We start from the raw sequence: 17,739 nt of genomic DNA, 5'->3' as shown, positions 1-17,739 counted from the left end.
AATGTCGCGTCGGTATGCTGCCCTCCATCCCATACCGACCGGCCACCCTATATGTTCCTCTCCCTCAAGCGCCTTCGCGTGCGCGCCTTGCTGCTCGCCTGCTTGTTCGCCGCCGCTCCGGTCGCGCATGCGAGTCAAATCAAGACGTTGATGCGCGACATGAAAGCCTCGATGCGCGGCGCCATGGCAAGCAGCACGATGCCTCAATTCAGCCAATACCTCACGCGACTCGAAAACGACGTGGCGCAGGCCAGCCGCCAACCGTATCGCGACGACCCCGCCACGTACCGCGAAGGCATGCAGACGCTGCAGCGCGAGTTCGTACCCGTCGATGAAGCCGTCCGCGCCAATGACCTAGCAGGCGCGAAGCAAGCGCTGAAAAAAATCAACGCCACCAGAAAGCACTATCACGACTTGCTCAATTGATGGCGCCCATTGCTCCCCTTTCGTCGAGAACCCCACACCATGAAACGGCCCACCGTCTACCCGCTCTCGGTCAGCCTGCTCCACTGGGCGCTTGCCGCGGCTTTGATCGGCAACCTGGTCCTGGGCTGGATGCTCGACGACAATGAAGATCTCGTCGGCCTGCACCGGTCGATCGGCATCGCGATTCTCGGCTTGGTGGTGATTCGTCTGGTCAATCGGCTTCGACTGCGCAGAGCGCTCCCCGATTCCGTCAATGAACCCGGCACGCTGACTCATTTCGCAGAGCGTGCCGTGCATTTCATGCTGTACGCATCGATGCTCGCCATACCCCTCCTCGGCTGGATGAAAACCGACGCCGCCGGACACCCGGTCAGTTTCTTCGGGCTCTTTTCGCTGCCCTCGTTGCTCGGAAGAAGTCATGCTTTGTCGCACTGGCTCGGCGTCGCGCACGCGGCCGCGGCTTACGGCCTAGCCGGTTTGATCGCGCTTCACGTGAGCGCGGCGGTGATCCATCGCTTCGTGACATCGGAAAGCGTGCTGGCGCGGATCCTGCCGTTTCGCGGCAGGTCGGTTGACTTGCGTCAACCCGCACTGCGTAGGCAAGACCAAAATTAGACACGCTATCGGGCGCTGGGAACAGCGCGTCTAGGCGGGAGAGAAGTAATCGGCCGCCGCCGATGGCGGTCGAGGGTGAATGACGGACGTCCAAAGCGTCCGCGCGGTGCCGCTCGGCGACGACGAATCTCGCGTCCGACGGGGCACCCATGTCAGTTGCGCGCATCTTCTTCACATTGCTGTCCTGCGCCAAGGGCCGCGCCGGCGTGCGATCGGCGCATCGCCGATGGGCGAATCCAGGGTCGCAGCGTTGGCCGTGGCTGCTCGCCGCCGTCTGCTACGCAGGCGTGCTCGCCCCGGCTCACGGGCAAAGCCTCGCCACACTGACCGTCGATGCCGTTCCGCTGTCGGATGAATTCATCGCCGATGCGCTCATCGAATCGACGCGGCAAACCGTCATCGCCGCACAGGTCTCGGGGCGCGTCACGGCGCTCTATGTCAAGGCCGGCGACCGCGTCAGCGCAGGGCAAGCCTTGCTTGCCGTCGATCGCCGCGCGGCGGACCAGCAGCTTGCGGCGGCACGCGCACAGGCCGCCGCGGCACGCGCCGAACTCGACGTCTCGCGACGCGAGCTCGGTAGGGCACAAACCCTGTTCGACAAGAAATACGTCAGCCAAGCCGCGCTCGATCGAGCGAAGGCGCGCTATGACGCGGCCTCCGCGATGTCGCTCGCGCGGCAAGCCGACGCTCGGGCGGCCGCCGTCGAGTCCACCTTGCGCGGCATCTCCGCGCCATACGCCGGCACGGTTGGCAGTGTCGAGATCGAACTCGGCTCGATGGCGACACCCGGCATGCCGCTCGTCACCTTATTCGATCCCGGCGCGCTGCGCGCCGTGGCGAACGTGCCGCAGTCGCGTGCCGCGAAGCTGCGCGCGGACGCGCCCGTGCGGGTCGAACTACCCGACGCGCCGCTCGCCGAACAATGGCAAACGGCAACCGCGGTCGCGATCTTGCCGCTCGTCGATCCGCTCAGCGATTCGGTCAAGATCCGCCTGACGTTGCCCGCGGCCGCCGGCTCCGCGGCACGCCCCGGCATGTTCGCTCGCGCGCACTTTTCGATCGGCGCGCCGCGGCCGAGGCTATTGGTGCCGCTCTCGGCGATCGTGCGGCGCACGGAAGTCACCGCGCTCTATGTCGTGGCAGGCGACGGCAGCGTGACGTTGCGCCAAGTTCGCCTCGGCGAAACGCGTGGCGACCGGGTCGAGGTTCTGGCCGGCCTCGCCGCCGGCGAACGCGTCGCGCTCGATCCGCTCGCGGCGGCGCGACGCTAAGGCAGAGGCCGCCGATGACTACGACCCCGCCCAAGCTAGGCATTTCCGGCCGCATTGCCGCGCGCTTCCAGAGCAATCGCATCACGCCGCTCATTGCGCTCGTCGCCCTATTGCTTGGCGCGTTCGCGATGGCGATGACGCCGCGCGAGGAAGAACCGCAGATCAACGTGACCATGGCGAACGTGCTCGTGCCGTTCCCAGGCGCGAGTGCGCGCGACGTCGAGCGCATGGTGGCGGGGCCGGCCGAGCAGGTGCTGTCGCAAATCAGCGGTATCGAACACGTGATGTCCGTGTCGCGGCCCGGCCTCGCCGTGTTGACCGTTCAGTTCAAGGTGGGCGTGCCGCGCACGGAGGCGCTCGTGCGCCTCTACGACACGGTGTTTTCGAACGAAGACTGGCTGCCGAGGAATCTCGGCGTGCTGCCGCCGCTCATCAAGCCGAAAGGGATCGACGACGTTCCCATCGTCGTCCTCACGCTTTATGCGACCCGTGCAGGCGCCAATGCATTCGACCTGGAGCGCGTCGCTCATTCGATCGAAGCCGAACTGAAGCGCGTACCGGGCACGCGCGAAATCGCGACCGTCGGCGGCCCTCGGCGCGCCGTCAACGTGCTGCTCGACCCTGGCCGGATGCGGGCCGCCGGTGTGACGGTCGACGATTTGCGGCGCGTGCTGGCAGCGGCCAATTCGACCGCCACGGTGGGCGATCTCGTCAGAGACAATCGCAGCGTTCACGTGGAAAGCGGTCCCGTATTGGCCAACGCGCACGATGTGGGCGACGTCATCGTCGGCGTGCATAACGGCCGCCCCGTCTTCGTCTCCGATGTCGCCGCCATCGAAGAAGGACCGCCGGCCGCCACGCATTACGTCTGGGAGGGCATCGGGGGCTCGCGTCACGCCGAATATCCGGCCGTCTCCCTGACCATCACCAAAAAGCCCGGAGAAAATGCGGTGACGGTCGCCAAACAGGTGCTTCGTCGCGTGGACGCGCTGCGCAACGTCGTGATTCCGGCCGACGTCAAGATCGAAGCGGCGCGCGACTACGGCGTCACCGCCGACGCCAAAGCGCTCAAGCTGATCGAGAAGCTCGCCTTCGCCACCACGTCCGTCGTCGTGCTCGTGCTGTTCGCGCTCGGGTGGCGCGAAGCGCTCGTCGTCGGCGCGGCCGTTGTCTTGACGCTCACGACGACGTTGTTCGCCTCCTGGGCATGGGGCTTCACGCTCAATCGCGTATCGCTGTTCGCGCTCATCTTGTCGATCGGCATTCTCGTCGACGACGCGATCGTCGTCGTGGAGAACATTCATCGGCATCGCTCCATCGAGCCCGACGCGCCCCTCGCCGCCATCATTCCGCGCGCCGTCGATGAAGTCGGCGGGCCCACCATCCTCGCCACGTTGACGGTGATCGCGGCGCTCTTGCCGATGGCCTTCGTCACCGGCTTGATGGGACCGTACATGAGCCCGATTCCGATCAACGCCAGCATGGGCATGGCCATCTCGCTCTCGATCGCATTCGTCGTCACGCCGTGGCTGGCGCGCACGTGCCTCGGGCGCGCGCAACACGGCGGAGACGATGGTCCGAAAGACAAGCTGCGAACGAAGCTGCTGCCGTTCTTCGGCCGGCTGTTCGCGCCGTTTCTCGACGATGCGCGCGGCGCTCGCCATCGCACGTTCCTTTGGATCGGCGTGGCGCTCGCCATCGCGCTTTCGCTGGCGCTGCCCGCCGTGCAATGGGTGGTCCTGAAAATGCTGCCGTTCGACAACAAATCGGAGTTCCAGGTCGTCGTCGACATGCCCGCCGGCACGCCGCTCGAGCGCACCTCGAGCGTCCTGCACGACATGGGCGCCTATCTCGCGACCGTGCCCGAGACGGCCACCTACCAGGCTTATGCAGGACTGTCCGCGCCGATCAATTTCAACGGTCTCGTCCGCCAGTACTATCTGCGCGCCGGTCCGAACGTAGGCGACATTCAGGTCAACCTCGTCGATCAGTCCAAGCGTCGGCGTCAGAGCCATGCCGTCGCCACCGCCGTTCGCCCGATGCTGGAGCGCATCGCCGAGCGAGACGGCGCGCGCGTCAAGGTGGTGGAGGTTCCCCCCGGGCCACCCGTATTGGCGCCGATCGTCGCCGAGGTATACGGCGCGGGCGCCGCCGAACGCAACGCGGTGGCCGATGAGGTTCGCCGCGTGTTCGCGTCGACAAAGGGTGTCGTCGACATCGACGACAGCACCGTCGCCGCCGCGCCGCAACGCGATTTCGAGCTCGACCGGCGCAAAGCGGGCCTGCTCGGCGTTTCGCAGCAAGACGTTGGGCAAACGCTGCGGGCGGGCCTGACAGGCGATGACGTCGCCTACGTTCGCGACGGCAGCAAGTACCCCACCGCGGTGCGCCTCGCGCTACCGACGGCTTCCGGCGCCGACGCGTCGGCCTTGCTCGCGCTCGCGGTACGCGGCGGGCAGGGACAGCTCGTGCCGCTCTCCGAGCTCGTCAGGGAGCGCGACACGCACATCGAGCAGCCGATTTATCACAAGGACTTGCTGCCGGTCACCTATGTGGTGGGCGACATGGCCGGACGAGTCGATAGCCCGCTGTACGGCATGTTCGACATGCGCGCGCGACTTGCCAAGCTGGCCGTGCCCGGCGGCGGGAAGCTGGGCGAATGGTTCATCCGCCAGCCCGACGACCCTTACCGGGGATTTTCGATCAAATGGGACGGCGAGTGGCAGGTCACCTACGAGACGTTCCGCGACATGGGCGTCGCCTACGCGGTCGGCCTGATCCTCATCTACTTGCTCGTCGTGGCCGAATTCGGTTCATATTTGACGCCGCTCATCATCATGGCGCCGATCCCGCTCACGATCATCGGGGTCATGCCGGGCCACGCCTTGCTCGGTGCACAGTTCACCGCCACGTCCATGATCGGCATGATCGCGCTCGCAGGCATCATCGTGCGCAATTCGATCCTGCTCGTCGATTTCATCAATCTTCAAATCGCCGACGGCGTGCCGTTCCGGGAGGCGGTCGTTCGCTCCGCCGCCACGCGCGCGCAGCCGATCGTGCTCACGGCGGCGGCCGCCATGATCGGCGCGCTCTTCATCCTCGACGACCCCATCTTCAACGGCCTTGCGGTCTCGTTGATCTTCGGGATTCTGGTCTCGACGCTGCTCACGCTCGTGGTGATCCCCTTGCTCTACTACACGGCCTATCGGCGCCGCTTCGGCGCTACGCCGCCCTCCAACCCGCAACCGTAAGGAGCCCGTCATGACTTCCTGGCAAATCACCCGAATCTTCGCAGGCCTGTTCGTGCTGGTATCGCTCGCCCTCGGCGCGCCTGCGAGCCCGCTCTATCTCAGCAGCTGGTGGCTATGGGTCACGGCGTTCGTCGGCGCGAACTTGCTGCAAAGCGGCTTGACGCAGTGGTGCCCGATGGAGATCTTCATGCGCAAGCTCGGCGTTCGCGGCGGCGCGTAAGGTCTCGCGCGATCGATAGGGGCCCGGCCATGTTTATCCGAAGCCAGCGCACATCCGTCTGCGCCGTCGTGCTCGCGGCGGCCAGTGCGCTTGCTCACGCGCAGACCGATCTGCTCGACGCGGCGCACGCAGCCCTGGCTCACGACCCCGTCTATGCCGCGGCCGTCGCACAGAACCAAGCCGACGCGACCAAACGCAAGCAAGGTCGAGCCGCCTACCTGCCGCAAGTATTCGCGACGGGCAACGTCCGCTACGGCACGCTCGATCAGGAAACGACGGGCGCACGCTTTTCAGGCGGAGGCTTCGGCGCGAGCAACGGTATCGCGTTCGATACGCGCGCGGCCGGCGCCACAGGGGCGGGGTGGGCCATCACCATCAAGGAAAATCTCTATAGCGCCGCCAAGACTGTCGACGCGCGGCAGATGAACGATGCAGCCGATGCCGGCGATGCTTCGCTGAGGCTCGCAAGGCAAACACTGCTGCTGCAAGTGGCGCAAGCGTATTTCGCCGTGCTGGGCGCGGACGACGACCTAGCCGCGTTGCGCTCGGTTCGCGATGCCGCGCTCCAGGCGCGCCATATCGCCCAAGGCCGCTTCGATTCGGGCGACGCTTCGATTACGGACGTGAACGACGCGCAAGCGCGCGCGGATTTGGCCGACGCCCAAATGCTGGCGGCCGAGACGACGCTCGAACTCAAGCGCGCCGAGCTGCGCGATCTCACAGGCGCCGCCGGGCCCGATGCGCCGCTGCGCCGCCTCGATCGCTCCGAGGAAGTGCTAGCGATCGGCGCGGGCGATCTCGGCGACTGGCAAGTGCGCGCGATAACGGGCAACCCCCTCATCGAAGTGCGCCGGCTCGGCGTCGACAGCGCTCGCGCGCAGACTTCGCGCTATCGCCCGGGCGCCGGCACGACAGTCGACGCGTTCGCCTCATACATCGGCGATCGCACGAACGGCGCGGGCTACGGCGGCAACAGTTCGATGCGCAGCAACAGCGCCGTCGTCGGCATCATGATCACCATCCCGCTTTATACGGGGGGCTTGCGCAGCGCGAAAGCCGAAGAAAGCGCCGCGCTGCTCAACCGCGCCGGCTTGGATGAGGAGGCTGCGCGGGTGGCCGTGTCGCGCGAGGTTCGTCAGGCTTTTCTCGGCATGCAAAGCGCGAAAGCACAGGTGAGCGCATTGGCGCAAGCATTGCGCTCGGCCGAGCTTCAGCTCGATTCGAACCGCACCGGATTCGAGGCGGGTGAGCGTCCGTCGATCGACGTGCTCAACGCGGAGCAGATGCTGTTCGCCACGCGACGCGATCTCGCGGCCGCACGGTACCAAGTCGTATTGAGCCGGCTGCGCCTCGCGGCGGCAGCCGGGGAACTAGACGAACAGCAACTCGCGCAAATCAACGCGCTTTTACGCTAGCCGAGGGCGACGAAGTTCCGACGGCGACACGCTCGAATCTTTCGCGCTGCAACGCGCGAAACAACGAACCGATGCCGCGTGACACACGCGACGAGGAGGCAACATGGCACATATCGTAATCTTGGGTGCGGGTCTGGGCGGCCTGTCCATGGCCTTCGCCATGCGCAAGGCGGCGCGGCAGGACGATCGCGTGACCGTCGTGTCAGACAGCGCGTTTTTTCACTTCGTTCCGTCCAATCCGTGGGTTGCGGTGAATTGGCGCACGCGAGGCGACGTCAGCGTGGAGCTGAAACCCGTACTCGATAAGAAGGGCATCGGCTTCGACGCAGCGGGCGCCAAGCGCGTCCACCCCGAGCGCCGCGAGATCGAATTGGCGGACGGCAAAGTGCTCGCCTACGACTTTCTCGTCATCGCCACCGGGCCAAAGCTCGCCTTCGATGAAATCGAAGGCCTAGGGCCGCAGGCAAATACGGCATCGATCTGCCACATCGATCATGCCGAGCAGGCCGCTCGCAAGTGGGCGGAGTTCGTCGAAACCCCAGGCCCGATCGTCGTGGGCGCGGTACAGGGCGCATCGTGCTACGGTCCCGCCTACGAGTACGCGATGATCATGGACGCGGACCTGCGGCGCCGCAAGATTCGGGACCGCGTAGCCATGACGTTCGTCACGGCCGAACCATACGTCGGCCATCTCGGGCTGGGGGGCGTGGGCGATTCGAAGGGCATGCTCGAATCGGCCATGCGCGAGCACGACATCAAGTGGATTTGCAATGCGAAGACGACGCGCATCGAGGCGGACAAAATATTCGTCACCGAATGCGACGATCTGGGCCAGGAGCGTCGCCGGCACGAGTTGCCGTTTCGATTTTGCATGATGCTGCCGGCATTCAAGGGGGTCGACGCCGTGGCCGGTATCGACAAGCTGACCAATGCGCGCGGCTTCGTGTTCATCGACGAATTCCAACGCAACCCCACCTATCGCGAGATCTATGCCGTCGGCGTCTGCGTGGCGATCGCCCCCCAGGAAACCACGCCCGTGCCCACCGGCGTGCCGAAGACCGGCTTCATGATCGAATCGATGGTGAGCGCGACCGCCGAGAATATTCGCGCGGTGCTGGATGGGCGCGAACCCTCCACCCGCGCGACTTGGAACGCCATCTGCCTTGCCGATTTCGGCGACCGAGGCGTGGCATTCGTCGCGCTGCCGCAGATTCCCCCGCGCAATTTGAACTGGTCGAGTGAAGGAAAGTGGGTGCATGTGGCCAAGATCGGTTTCGAGAAGTACTTCATGCACCGCATGCGCACCGGCGCGACGGAGCCCGCCTATGAGCGCATCTTGCTCGACTTGCTCGGCGTGAAGAAGCTCAAAGGTTGAGGCGCTAGACCGAACATGACGTTGCGTACCGTCGTCTCGACCGCACCCGGGGCCGCCGAGCGCGTGCTCGGCCGGTGGTTGCCCGGCATCGCCATGCTGCGCGGCTATCGACGCGCGTGGCTGGTGAAGGACGTGTTCGCCGGATGCGCGCTCACCGCGTTTCTCGTGCCGATCGGCATGAGCTACGCCCAGGCTGCCGGCCTTCCGGTCATTGCAGGCCTGTACGCCTCGATCGCGGCGCTCCTCGCCTATGCCGTCTTCGGGCCGAGCCGCATTCTCATGCTAGGCCCCGACTCCGCGCTCGCCGCTCTCATCGCCGCCACCGTATTGCCCCTTTCGACGAACCCGGCGCACACGGTGACGCTGGCGTCGACGCTCGCCATCATGGCCGGTGGGATCTGCGTGCTGCTCGGGCTCTTGCGAATGGGTTTCGTCTCCGATTTGCTCTCTCACCCGATTCGCTACGGCTACCTCAACGGCATCGCCGTCACGCTGATCGCCAGCCAACTGCCGATATTGCTGGGGTTTTCCGGCCTGCATGAAACGTTCATCGGCGATTCGATCGCACTCGTTCGCGGCGTGCTTTCGGGCGCGGTCGACGTCGCCACGGCGACGATCGGCGGTGTCTGTATCGCGGCTATCCTGGCGCTGCGCCGATACGCACCGGCGCTGCCGGCCGTGTTCCTCGTCTCGGTGGCGGCGGCCGGGGCGCTCTGGTGGCTGCAAGCGGCGCATCACATCGCCGTGTCCGTGATCGGGCCCATGCCGTCGGGATTGACGATGCCGCGCGTGCCCGTACCATCCGCCGCCGACATCCGCGGCTTGTTCGGCGGGGCCGTCGCGATCGCGCTCGTCTCGTTCGCCGATATCAGCGTCTTGTCGCGCGTCTTCGCCGCACGAACCGATCGCACCGCCAATCGCGACCAGGAACTCGTCGCCCTCGGAGCCGCCAATCTGCTCGCCGGCTTCTTGCAAGGCTTCCCGGTCACCAGCAGCGCATCGCGCACGCCTGTCGCACAGGCAGCGGGCGCGCAGACCCAAGTCACCGGCATCGTGGCTGCGGCCTGCATCGCGCTGCTGCTGCTCGTCGCCCCGGCGCTGCTGGCTCACGTACCCTACTCGGCGCTCGCGGCCGTCGTCATCTGCGCGTCGCTCGGCGTGGCCGAAGTGCGCAGCGTGGCGCGGCTGTACCGCCAACGGCGCAGCGAATTCGCCGTCTCGATGCTCTGCTTCGCCGGCGTCGTGCTGTTGGGGGTCGTTCAGGGCATCTTCCTTTCCGTCGGGCTCGCCTTGCTGTCGTTCGTGTGGCGCGCCTGGCACCCTTACGATGCCGTACTCGGCCGAGTGTCCGGGACGCGCGGCTATCATGACGTCAGCCGGCACGCGGACGCGCATCAGTGGCCCGGCCTGCTGCTCTTTCGCTGGGACGCCCCGCTCTTCTTCGCCAATGCGAACATCTTCGCGGATCATCTACGGCGCGCCGTTTCAGGAGCCGAGTCCCGCGTGCAATGGGTCATCGTCGCCGCCGAACCCGTGACCGACATCGACGTCACCGCCGCCGACATCCTCGACGTTTTATATGACGAATTGCAAGCGGACGGTGTCCAGCTGGGTTTCGCGGAAATGAAAGGCCCCGTGAAGGACCGCCTGCGGGCCTACGGCCTGTTCGACAAATTCAGCGACGGCTCGCCGTTCTTCGCGACGGTGGGAGAAGCCGTCGAATATTGTCTGTCACAACTTGCGAAGCCGATACGTCTAGTCGACTACCCCACTCACGACTAGCACTTTCGCCTTTATGTCAGATTTCGTCTCTCCCCTTGCCTCTTCCGTCCCGGCCCCGAGTACCGACGATCCGTTCTCGAGCAGTTTCGCGGCCAGCTACGCCGGCGTCATCTCCTTCCTGGCCGTCGCCAATGAAGGCAGCTTCGCCCGCGCCGGCGACCGCCTGGGCATCGGCCGGTCGTCGGTCAGCCGCAACGTGCAGCGGCTCGAGGCGCAGCTCGACGCCCGCTTGTTCCTGCGCACGACGCGTCGTACGTCCCTCACGCGCGAGGGCGAGCTCTTTTATGAAAACTGCCGACAAGGCATCGAGCGCATCGCCCGCGCGTTCGACGACATGCGCGAGCTGCGCAACGGGCCGCCGCGCGGCCACCTGCGCGTCGCCTCCACGTCCGGGTTCGGCCGCAAAATCGTCGCTCCGTTGCTGCGGGGCTTTTACGAGGCGTATCCGGACATTACCGTCGAATTGCTGCTGGACGACGGCCCGGCCGATTTCACGGCGGAGCGAATCGATGTCTCGTTCCGCGACGGGCGCATGGAAGACAGCGGCATCGTCGCCAGACAGTTGATTCCGATGCAGATGATGGTATGCGCCTCGCCCGCCTACGCCGCGATCCACGGTCTGCCTCGCCGCATCGACGAACTCGCCCATCATCGCTGCATCAATCTGCGCACCGCCTCGGGCCGGATCAGGGAATGGGAGTTCAAGGTCGACGGCCATGGCCAGCGGCACCGCGTAGCGTCGCGGCACACGTTCAACGATGCCGGGCTGATGCTGCAAGCGGTGCTCGACGGGCTCGGCATCGCGCAACTGCCGGCGTATCAGGTGTGCGATCTGCTTGCCGGCGGCCATTTGGTCCATTGCCTGGGACATCATGCGCCCGACGACGGTGGACACTACATCTGCTACCTGAGCCGAAAGCACCTTCCCGCGCGAATCCGCGCGTTCGTCGATTACATGACCGAGCACACGAGAGCACTCGATTTGCTGTGCCTGCCGATGATGCGCTCGACACCGGCCAATACGCAGCCGCCGGCTCGCGCGCTCACGCCGCTGGCCTTCGCCGAGGGAAGCGGCGAGTGACGCCGCGAACGGCCTGCTCATGCCGCCAATTCAGTGATCGTCGCGGATGCGAGACCGCCCGCTTCCAGCCCGCTCAGCGCGCGCTCGTCGGCATCCAGCATGGCCGGCACCTCTTCGCGCAGCACATCGATGAAGGCCCGGATCTTCGCATCGAGAAAGCGCCGCGAGCGATACACCGCGTAGACGTTCACGGGCTGCGTCTCGTACTCGCACAGAAGCTGAACGAGCGCCTTCGAGCGCAACCCGGGCAGCGCCACGCCGGCCGGCAGAATCGCGATGCCGAGCCCTCTCGTCACCGCCGGCGCCAGCGCCTCCATGGCGTTGACGGTCAAGCGCGCGGCGCCCGCGTTCACGGCGATCCGAGCGCCGTCGCGCTTACTCGTCCATCGGTCGAACGAAAAAATGGGGGCGGTGAGCTGCAGGCAATGGTGAGCGCTCAACGCCTCCGGCGTGGCGGGCGTGCCATGCGCTTCGAGGTATGACGGCGCTGCGCAGACCACGCCGCCGATCGTGCCGAGCCGAACGCAAACGAGTCCCGAATTCGGCAGCTCGGAGGCGATCACGATCGATGCATCGTAGCCGTCTTCCAGCAGGCGCGTCGACGCGCCCGTCATCGCCACCTCGATGCAGAGGCTGGAAAACCGCTGCTGATACTGAAGGACGGCCGGCACGAGCAGTTGATGACCGAAACTCGAGCGCGCATGCACCCGCAGACGCCCTGTCGGGTGGGCCGTTGCCGAGCGGGCCTCGGCTTCGGCGTCGTCGTAGCTCGACAGGATTTCCAAGGATCGGCTCAGGTAACGCTCGCCGGTCTCCGTCAACGCCACGCGCCGCGTCGTCCGGTGGAACAGCCTGCTGCTCAGGCGCGTTTCCAGTTGGGCGATCGCGCGCGATACGGCGGGTACCTTGATGTTCAGTCGCTTGGCCGCGGAGGTGAAGCCTCCGTCGGTCGCAACGTGGACGAAGATGCGCATGCATTCGAGCGTGTCCATGAACGATCCCTCGCAAGGAATGATTACGTCGAAACGGTCATCGCGCGCTCTTGCGCGACGCCATCGCGTTGCGGTCGATGATTCGGGCGATTTCCGCATCGGCTTGCGCGCCGTATGCCGCGAACACGTCCGTGCGGTAGCTCGTGTTGTGCGCCGCGCCAAGCTGCGTGCCCGAGTCGTCATGCGTATCGACCTCGACCTGCATCGACAAGCCGATACGCAGCGGATGCGCTTCGAGTTCGCGTTGGTCGATGCGGATCCGCACGGGCAGGCGCTGGACGATCTTGATCCAGTTGCCCGTCGCGTTTTGCGCCGGCAAGGTGGCGAACGCACTGCCGGTCCCGGCCGAGAAGCCCTCGATGCGGCCGTGATACTTCACGCGCGAGCCATACACGTCGGCCGTCAGCGTGACGGGTTGGCCGATGCGCATGCGCTCGAGCTGCACCTCCTTGAAGTTGGCGTCGATCCAAACGCCGTCGAGCGGCACGATGGCCATCAGCGGCGTGCTGGGCGATACGCGCTGGCCCACTTGCACCGAGCGCTTCGCGACGTAGCCGGTCACCGGTGCGGGCAGCGTGTCGCGGGCATAGGCGAGGTAGGCGTCGCGCACCTTCGACGCGGCAGCCTGCACGTCGGGGTGCTGCGCAACCGTGGTGCGATCGGTCAGCGCGCGGTTCGCTTCGGCCTGCCGGCGTGCGGCATCGAGCGCAGCCCGCGCCGCATTGACCGTGTCGCGCGCATGGGCGATATCCTCGGCCGACACGGCGCCGGTGCTCGCGACCGCCTGCCGGCGGCGAAAGTCGTCCTGCGCACGTGCCAGATCCGACTGGCGCTGGGCGACGGTCGCCGCATAGAAATCGTTGTCGACGTATAGGCGGCTGACGCGGCGCACGGTCTCCCCGAGCGCGGCCTCCGCGCTGGAGAGCGCGACCTTGGCGTCGGCCGGATCGAGCGTGACGACCGGCTGCCCGGCTTTCACGATTTGCGTGTCGTCGGCATCGACGGCGATGACCGTGCCGGTGACTTGCGGCGTGAGCTGCACGAGATTGCCGCTCACATAAGCGTCGTCGGTCGACTCGTAATACCGGCCGTGGGTCAGATAGTAGGCGGCGTAAGCCGCGCCGCATGCCGCGACGGCCAGCACGAGCAATGCGATGAGGCGCTTGCGCCGCGTCGGCGGCGGCGCCCCGGCCCCACGGCCGTCGGCCGGCGTGGGCGCGCGGCCGGCGCCTTCGTCGCGGCGTTCGCGGCTTCGTTCGTCCGCCACTTCGCGGTCGGTCGTGATGGTATCGCTCATTTCGAACCTCCTATTGATTGAGTTGGCCAACGATCGATCAGCGGGCGGGCGCCGATGATGTATCGACATAACCGCCGCCGAGCGCCGACGCGAGGGCGATCCGCTGGTCGCGACGATTCATTTCGAGGTTGGCGACAGCCTGTTCGGCATTGAGCGCGGCAACATCGGCGTTCAGTACCGTCAGTTGGTTGGTCAGGCCCGCCCGATACTGCGTCATCGCCAACTGATCGGCGCTTTGGGCGGCTTGTTGCGCCGCTTGCGCGTCGGTGAGCTGCGCATCGCTCGAGCGGATCTGGCCCAGTTGCGTCGCCACGTCGGCGAGCGCCGCGATGAGCGTCTGGTCGTAGGCGGCGACCGCGTAGTCGAACTCGGCATAGCGGCCCTTCAACTTCGCCCGCAGCGCGCCGGCATCGAAGATCGGCAGATGAATCGCGGGGCCGACAGAAGCTGTGCGGCTCGCGGCCGTCAGAAAGCGGCCGAAGCCGAAAGCATCGAGGCCGATCGCGGCGCTCAGGTTGATGTCCGGATAGAACTCGGCTTTCGCTTCCTTGACTTCGTGCGTGATCGCGTCGACGCGCCAGCGGGCCGCGACGATATCGGGCCGACGGCTCAGCAAGTCGGCAGGCAAGTTGTCCGGCAACTGGACCTCGTCGCTCGCGCTCGGCGTCGGGCGCTCGATCGAAAGCCCACGGTCCGGCCCCGCCCCCACCAACGCGGCCAGTTGGTAGCGCGTGGTCAAGATGCTGCCGTCCAGCGCTGTGACGGCGGCGCGGCTCGTCGCCAGATTGGCCTGCGCGGTGCGGCGCTCGACTTCGGTGTCGAGGCCCGTCGCGATGCGGCCCGCCGTCACACGGTCGATCTGTTCGCGCCGCGTCACTTCGCGCACGGCAATGCCGTGCAACAGGTACAGTCGCGCCAATTGGTTGTAGCTGCGCGCAATCGCGGTGACGAGCGTCAGCTTGACGAACGCTTCGTCCGCTTCGCTCGCTTGCGCCTGCGACACAGCGGCCTTCAACGCTTCACGGTTCTTGCCCCACAGATCGAGATCGTACGAAGCCGTCAATACGCCTTTATTTTCGGTTTGCCATCCGCCCGCGTAGGGCGGCGGCACAAGCGCGGTGCTGCTGTACTGCTGCCGCGTGAGCGAGTAGTTCGCATCGACGCGCGGCAGCGTGCCGGCTTTCGCGGTTTCGCTGAAGGCCTGCGCCTGCCGCAGCCGCGCGCCGGCCTGCTCGAGCGTGGGACTGTCCTTGAGCGCCTGCGCGATCAATGCTTTCAGCTGCGCATCGCCGAATTGCTCCGCCCAGTCGGCCGTGGGCCAACGCCCATGTTCGGCCGGCAGACTATGCGCGGTCTCGAACTGCTCTGCACTCGCCATCCGTTTGTCGCTGTGGATGCCCGCGTAGTTTGCGCAGCCGGACAGCGCCGCGGCGATGATCGCCGACGCGGCCAGCTTGGCCGCCTGCGGGCGAGCGCACCAATGAGAAGTCTGCGATTTCATGATGAGTCCGTTCCGATTGAGAAAAACGCATCGCATCAATGGCCGCCCGCCGCCGCGCCCGCGCTTGCACCCTTTGCGGGCTTGGTCAGCCAGATCAACGGGATGATCGCGATAAAGGTCACGGCCGACAGCCAGAAGATGTCATTCAGCCCCAGCATCGCGGCCTGCGCACTGAGCGACGATTCGAAGAACGCGCTCGCCTTTTGCGCGCTCGCCCCGAGCGTGGCTTGCAAGCCGGCGATCGCGTCGACGAAGCTCGGGTTGTTTACGCTCGTCTGCTCGACGAGCCGCGCATGGTGAAAGATGGTGCGGTCGTTCCACCCGGTGGCGACCAGCGACGTGCCCACGGCGCCCGTGAAGATGCGAGCGAAATTGGATAGACCGGCCGCCGCGGGGATCTTCTCCGGCGGCAGGCCCGACAAGATGATGGCGGTGAGCGGGGTGAAGAACAGCGCCATGGGAATGCCCTGCAGCAGCGTCGGCAAGACGAGCGTGTAGGGATCGACGCCCGTCGTATAGTGCGAGCGCATGAAGAACACGCCCGCAAACCCGAGGAACGCCAACGTGGCGAGCACACGCATGTCGGAGCGCGGCATGATCTTGCCCATGACGGGCGCGAGCATGACGGAGAAGATGCCGAGCGGCGCGGTCACGAGCCCCGCATCGACGGAGCGGTACCCGAGATAGCCCTGAATCCACTGCGGCAGCACGACCAGGTTCGCGAAGAAGATCGCATAGGCGACCGAAATCGCCACGGTGCCACCCAGGAAGTTGCGCCCCGCGAACAACCTTAGATCGATGATCGGCTTGTCCTCGGTCAGCTCCCAGATGAGGAAGAACACGAAACCGACAGCCGCGACGATCGTCAGTACCCAGATCGTCGGCGAAGCGAACCAGTCGAGATCCTTGCCCTTGTCGAGCATGATCTGCAGCGACGCCACCCACACGATCAGCGACATCAGACCCACCTTGTCGATCGGCAGTTTGCGCGAGGGCGTCTCGCGATCGCGATAGATCGCCCAGATCACGCCGGCGGCGAAAAGACCGACGGGCACATTGATGTAGAAGATCCACGACCAGCTGTAGCTGTCGGTGATCCAGCCCCCGAGCGCAGGCCCCGCAATCGGCCCGACCGTCGCGGTCATCGCCCACAGCGAGAGGGCGCTCGATCCTTTGTCCTTCGGAAACGACGCCAGCAGCAGCGCCTGGGAGAGCGGCACGAGCGGCCCCGCCACCGCGCCCTGCACGACGCGCGCCGCCAGCAGCACGAGCAGATTCGGCGCGAGCCCGCAAGCGGCCGAGGACACGACGAACAAGAGGATCGCCCAAACGAAGAGTTTGACCTGGCCGATGCGCTGCGTGAGCCACCCCGTCAGCGGAATCGACACCGCATTGGCCGCGGCGAACAGCGTGATGACCCACGTCCCTTCATCGACAGAGACGCCGAGGTTGCCGGACAGCGTCGGGATGGCGACGTTGGCAATGGACGAGTCGAGCACGTTCATGAACGTGGCGAGCGCGACCGCGAACGTTCCGAGCACGAAGCGCACGCCGGTCAAGGGCGCAGGAACGGCGGAGGTGGGGTGTGTGCTCATGTTCCATCCTTTAGTAGTCCTAAAAAAATGCAAGCGAACGACCTGCGTGTAGCGGCGGTTGACCGAGCTTCTGTTCGGCTACGCTCGTGCGAGCGCCTGCGGAATCGAATGCGTCGCGATGAATCTCGACAATTCGCCGGCATATCGACGAAGCCGGCTCGGGCGGCGATGCGGCCTATACCAACCCAGCGAAATCGCGAGCAGCGTCGTCATGCCCACCCATGGGTTGCGTAAGCAACGGCGCACTTGCTCGCTGCGCCCGACGCCCCGCACGCACCACGTGCAGAAGTGTTCGCAGTTGTTGGTCAACAACCGATACCTGTCTTCGCCCAAACGCGACTTCGCGCGTTCGACGGCCTCCTCCGCTCCGTATATCGCGCCCGGTTCGGGCTGAACCCGTACGCTTCTCCCGGCGCAAAACCCGCGCAGCGCGACGTATTCGACGGGCCGCCGAGCCGACGACTCATGAAAGCCGCCGTAGTGAATCACCAGGCCATTTCCGACGTAGATGCCGTGATGCGTGTAACCATCGCGGTCGCTGACGAGATGCGCGCCGGGCTGGATCGCGTGCGCGGCCTGCTCCCACATCTGCGATGTCGCGTGCCTATCGATAAGCAACGTGTTCATGGCGAGTCACCCACGTCATGCCTGCAATGCGCCGCTTACCGATTCGGACTCCTACGGTTACGGTCTCCCGCATCGAAGCGCCAATCACCCTTTCGCTGGGTCGAAGGCAAAGCGGGGCCCGCCAAGGCACGCGGCCTCGGAACGAGTCGTCACTGCATGAGATCGATTAGAGCGGAAGCTTTGCCATGGCTCGAATGGTAGGTGCCTGCGCCCACCAGCGGTAGATACGCAAGGGAACACTCATTGTTGCCGAGCAGACACCAATGAGCGGGGCGCTGGGGTCATGCGAAG

14 protein-coding genes are annotated in these 17,739 nt (G+C 65.9%); 9 read left to right on the top strand and 5 right to left on the bottom strand.

What is annotated here, in order from left to right:
• Nucleotides 1–51: 51 nt before the first annotated feature.
• The 9 genes from ACTHNR_RS20705 to ACTHNR_RS20665 all read left to right on the top strand — a co-directional run bounded on the left by ACTHNR_RS20705 (nucleotide 52) and on the right by ACTHNR_RS20665 (nucleotide 11,436).
• Nucleotides 52–426: a cytochrome b562 gene (locus ACTHNR_RS20705; RefSeq protein ID WP_440549532.1), complete on the top strand. Its 375-nt coding sequence runs from the start codon at nucleotides 52–54 to the stop codon at nucleotides 424–426.
• A gap of 39 nt (nucleotides 427–465) precedes the next feature.
• Nucleotides 466–1,041, top strand: a complete 576-nt coding sequence (locus ACTHNR_RS20700) for a cytochrome b (RefSeq protein WP_440549531.1) — start codon at nucleotides 466–468, stop codon at nucleotides 1,039–1,041.
• Between the two features lie 149 nt (nucleotides 1,042–1,190).
• Nucleotides 1,191–2,312 (top strand): efflux RND transporter periplasmic adaptor subunit, encoded by a 1,122-nt coding sequence (locus ACTHNR_RS20695; protein WP_440549530.1) that lies wholly within the window; start codon nucleotides 1,191–1,193, stop codon nucleotides 2,310–2,312.
• A gap of 14 nt (nucleotides 2,313–2,326) precedes the next feature.
• Nucleotides 2,327–5,563 (top strand): efflux RND transporter permease subunit, encoded by a 3,237-nt coding sequence (locus ACTHNR_RS20690; RefSeq protein ID WP_440549529.1) that lies wholly within the window; start codon nucleotides 2,327–2,329, stop codon nucleotides 5,561–5,563.
• Nucleotides 5,564–5,573: 10 nt separating this feature from the next.
• Nucleotides 5,574–5,783 (top strand): YgaP family membrane protein, encoded by a 210-nt coding sequence (locus ACTHNR_RS20685; RefSeq protein WP_440549528.1) that lies wholly within the window; start codon nucleotides 5,574–5,576, stop codon nucleotides 5,781–5,783.
• A gap of 29 nt (nucleotides 5,784–5,812) precedes the next feature.
• Nucleotides 5,813–7,198, top strand: a complete 1,386-nt coding sequence (locus ACTHNR_RS20680) for a TolC family outer membrane protein (protein ID WP_440549527.1) — start codon at nucleotides 5,813–5,815, stop codon at nucleotides 7,196–7,198.
• A gap of 103 nt (nucleotides 7,199–7,301) precedes the next feature.
• Nucleotides 7,302–8,573 carry an NAD(P)/FAD-dependent oxidoreductase gene (locus tag ACTHNR_RS20675; RefSeq protein ID WP_440549526.1) on the top strand — a complete coding sequence of 424 codons (1,272 nt, stop codon included), beginning with the start codon at nucleotides 7,302–7,304 and terminating at the stop codon, nucleotides 8,571–8,573.
• Nucleotides 8,574–8,588: 15 nt separating this feature from the next.
• The gene (locus tag ACTHNR_RS20670) at nucleotides 8,589–10,355 is read left to right on the top strand and encodes a SulP family inorganic anion transporter (protein ID WP_440549525.1); all 1,767 of its coding nucleotides are present in this window, start codon (nucleotides 8,589–8,591) and stop codon (nucleotides 10,353–10,355) included.
• A gap of 13 nt (nucleotides 10,356–10,368) precedes the next feature.
• Nucleotides 10,369–11,436, top strand: a complete 1,068-nt coding sequence (locus tag ACTHNR_RS20665) for a LysR substrate-binding domain-containing protein (RefSeq protein ID WP_440549524.1) — start codon at nucleotides 10,369–10,371, stop codon at nucleotides 11,434–11,436.
• A gap of 17 nt (nucleotides 11,437–11,453) precedes the next feature.
• On the opposite strand, the gene ACTHNR_RS20660 is transcribed toward ACTHNR_RS20665, so the two are convergent.
• From ACTHNR_RS20660 to ACTHNR_RS20640, 5 genes are all read right to left on the bottom strand, one after another.
• A complete protein-coding gene (locus tag ACTHNR_RS20660; RefSeq protein WP_440549523.1) occupies nucleotides 11,454–12,428 on the bottom strand; it encodes a LysR family transcriptional regulator in 975 nt (324 codons plus the stop codon).
• A 37-nt stretch (nucleotides 12,429–12,465) separates the two neighbouring features.
• The gene (locus ACTHNR_RS20655; RefSeq protein WP_440549522.1) at nucleotides 12,466–13,725 is read right to left on the bottom strand and encodes an HlyD family secretion protein; all 1,260 of its coding nucleotides are present in this window, start codon (nucleotides 13,723–13,725) and stop codon (nucleotides 12,466–12,468) included.
• A gap of 37 nt (nucleotides 13,726–13,762) precedes the next feature.
• On the bottom strand, nucleotides 13,763–15,226 hold the full coding sequence (locus tag ACTHNR_RS20650) for an efflux transporter outer membrane subunit (RefSeq protein WP_440549521.1): 1,464 nt from the start codon (nucleotides 15,224–15,226) through the stop codon (nucleotides 13,763–13,765).
• Nucleotides 15,227–15,261: 35 nt separating this feature from the next.
• A complete protein-coding gene (locus tag ACTHNR_RS20645) occupies nucleotides 15,262–16,821 on the bottom strand; it encodes a DHA2 family efflux MFS transporter permease subunit (protein WP_440549520.1) in 1,560 nt (519 codons plus the stop codon).
• A 78-nt stretch (nucleotides 16,822–16,899) separates the two neighbouring features.
• Nucleotides 16,900–17,448, bottom strand: coding sequence for a lecithin retinol acyltransferase family protein (locus tag ACTHNR_RS20640; RefSeq protein ID WP_440549519.1), 549 nt, complete (start codon nucleotides 17,446–17,448; stop codon nucleotides 16,900–16,902).
• Nucleotides 17,449–17,739: the final 291 nt, after the last annotated feature.

Origin of the sequence: Trinickia sp. (assembly GCF_051954495.1) — a bacterium.
Lineage (GTDB): Bacteria > Pseudomonadota > Gammaproteobacteria > Burkholderiales > Burkholderiaceae > Trinickia.
Note: the sequence above shows the minus strand (reverse complement) of the source record. Positions and strands in the feature narration are given on the sequence as shown.

What these genes read in the sequence shown, in the direction of transcription:
- ACTHNR_RS20705 (WP_440549532.1), top strand. Translation starts at nt 52, where the DNA reads ATGTTCCTCTCCCTCAAGCGCCTTCGCGTGCGCGCCTTGCTGCTCGCC.
- ACTHNR_RS20700 (WP_440549531.1), top strand. Translation starts at nt 466, where the DNA reads ATGAAACGGCCCACCGTCTACCCGCTCTCGGTCAGCCTGCTCCACTGG.
- ACTHNR_RS20695 (WP_440549530.1), top strand. Translation starts at nt 1,191, where the DNA reads ATGTCAGTTGCGCGCATCTTCTTCACATTGCTGTCCTGCGCCAAGGGC.
- ACTHNR_RS20690 (WP_440549529.1), top strand. Translation starts at nt 2,327, where the DNA reads ATGACTACGACCCCGCCCAAGCTAGGCATTTCCGGCCGCATTGCCGCG.
- ACTHNR_RS20685 (WP_440549528.1), top strand. Translation starts at nt 5,574, where the DNA reads ATGACTTCCTGGCAAATCACCCGAATCTTCGCAGGCCTGTTCGTGCTG.
- ACTHNR_RS20680 (WP_440549527.1), top strand. Translation starts at nt 5,813, where the DNA reads ATGTTTATCCGAAGCCAGCGCACATCCGTCTGCGCCGTCGTGCTCGCG.
- ACTHNR_RS20675 (WP_440549526.1), top strand. Translation starts at nt 7,302, where the DNA reads ATGGCACATATCGTAATCTTGGGTGCGGGTCTGGGCGGCCTGTCCATG.
- ACTHNR_RS20670 (WP_440549525.1), top strand. Translation starts at nt 8,589, where the DNA reads ATGACGTTGCGTACCGTCGTCTCGACCGCACCCGGGGCCGCCGAGCGC.
- ACTHNR_RS20665 (WP_440549524.1), top strand. Translation starts at nt 10,369, where the DNA reads ATGTCAGATTTCGTCTCTCCCCTTGCCTCTTCCGTCCCGGCCCCGAGT.
- ACTHNR_RS20660 (WP_440549523.1), bottom strand. Translation starts at nt 12,428, where the DNA reads ATGGACACGCTCGAATGCATGCGCATCTTCGTCCACGTTGCGACCGAC.
- ACTHNR_RS20655 (WP_440549522.1), bottom strand. Translation starts at nt 13,725, where the DNA reads ATGAGCGATACCATCACGACCGACCGCGAAGTGGCGGACGAACGAAGC.
- ACTHNR_RS20650 (WP_440549521.1), bottom strand. Translation starts at nt 15,226, where the DNA reads ATGAAATCGCAGACTTCTCATTGGTGCGCTCGCCCGCAGGCGGCCAAG.
- ACTHNR_RS20645 (WP_440549520.1), bottom strand. Translation starts at nt 16,821, where the DNA reads ATGAGCACACACCCCACCTCCGCCGTTCCTGCGCCCTTGACCGGCGTG.
- ACTHNR_RS20640 (WP_440549519.1), bottom strand. Translation starts at nt 17,448, where the DNA reads ATGAACACGTTGCTTATCGATAGGCACGCGACATCGCAGATGTGGGAG.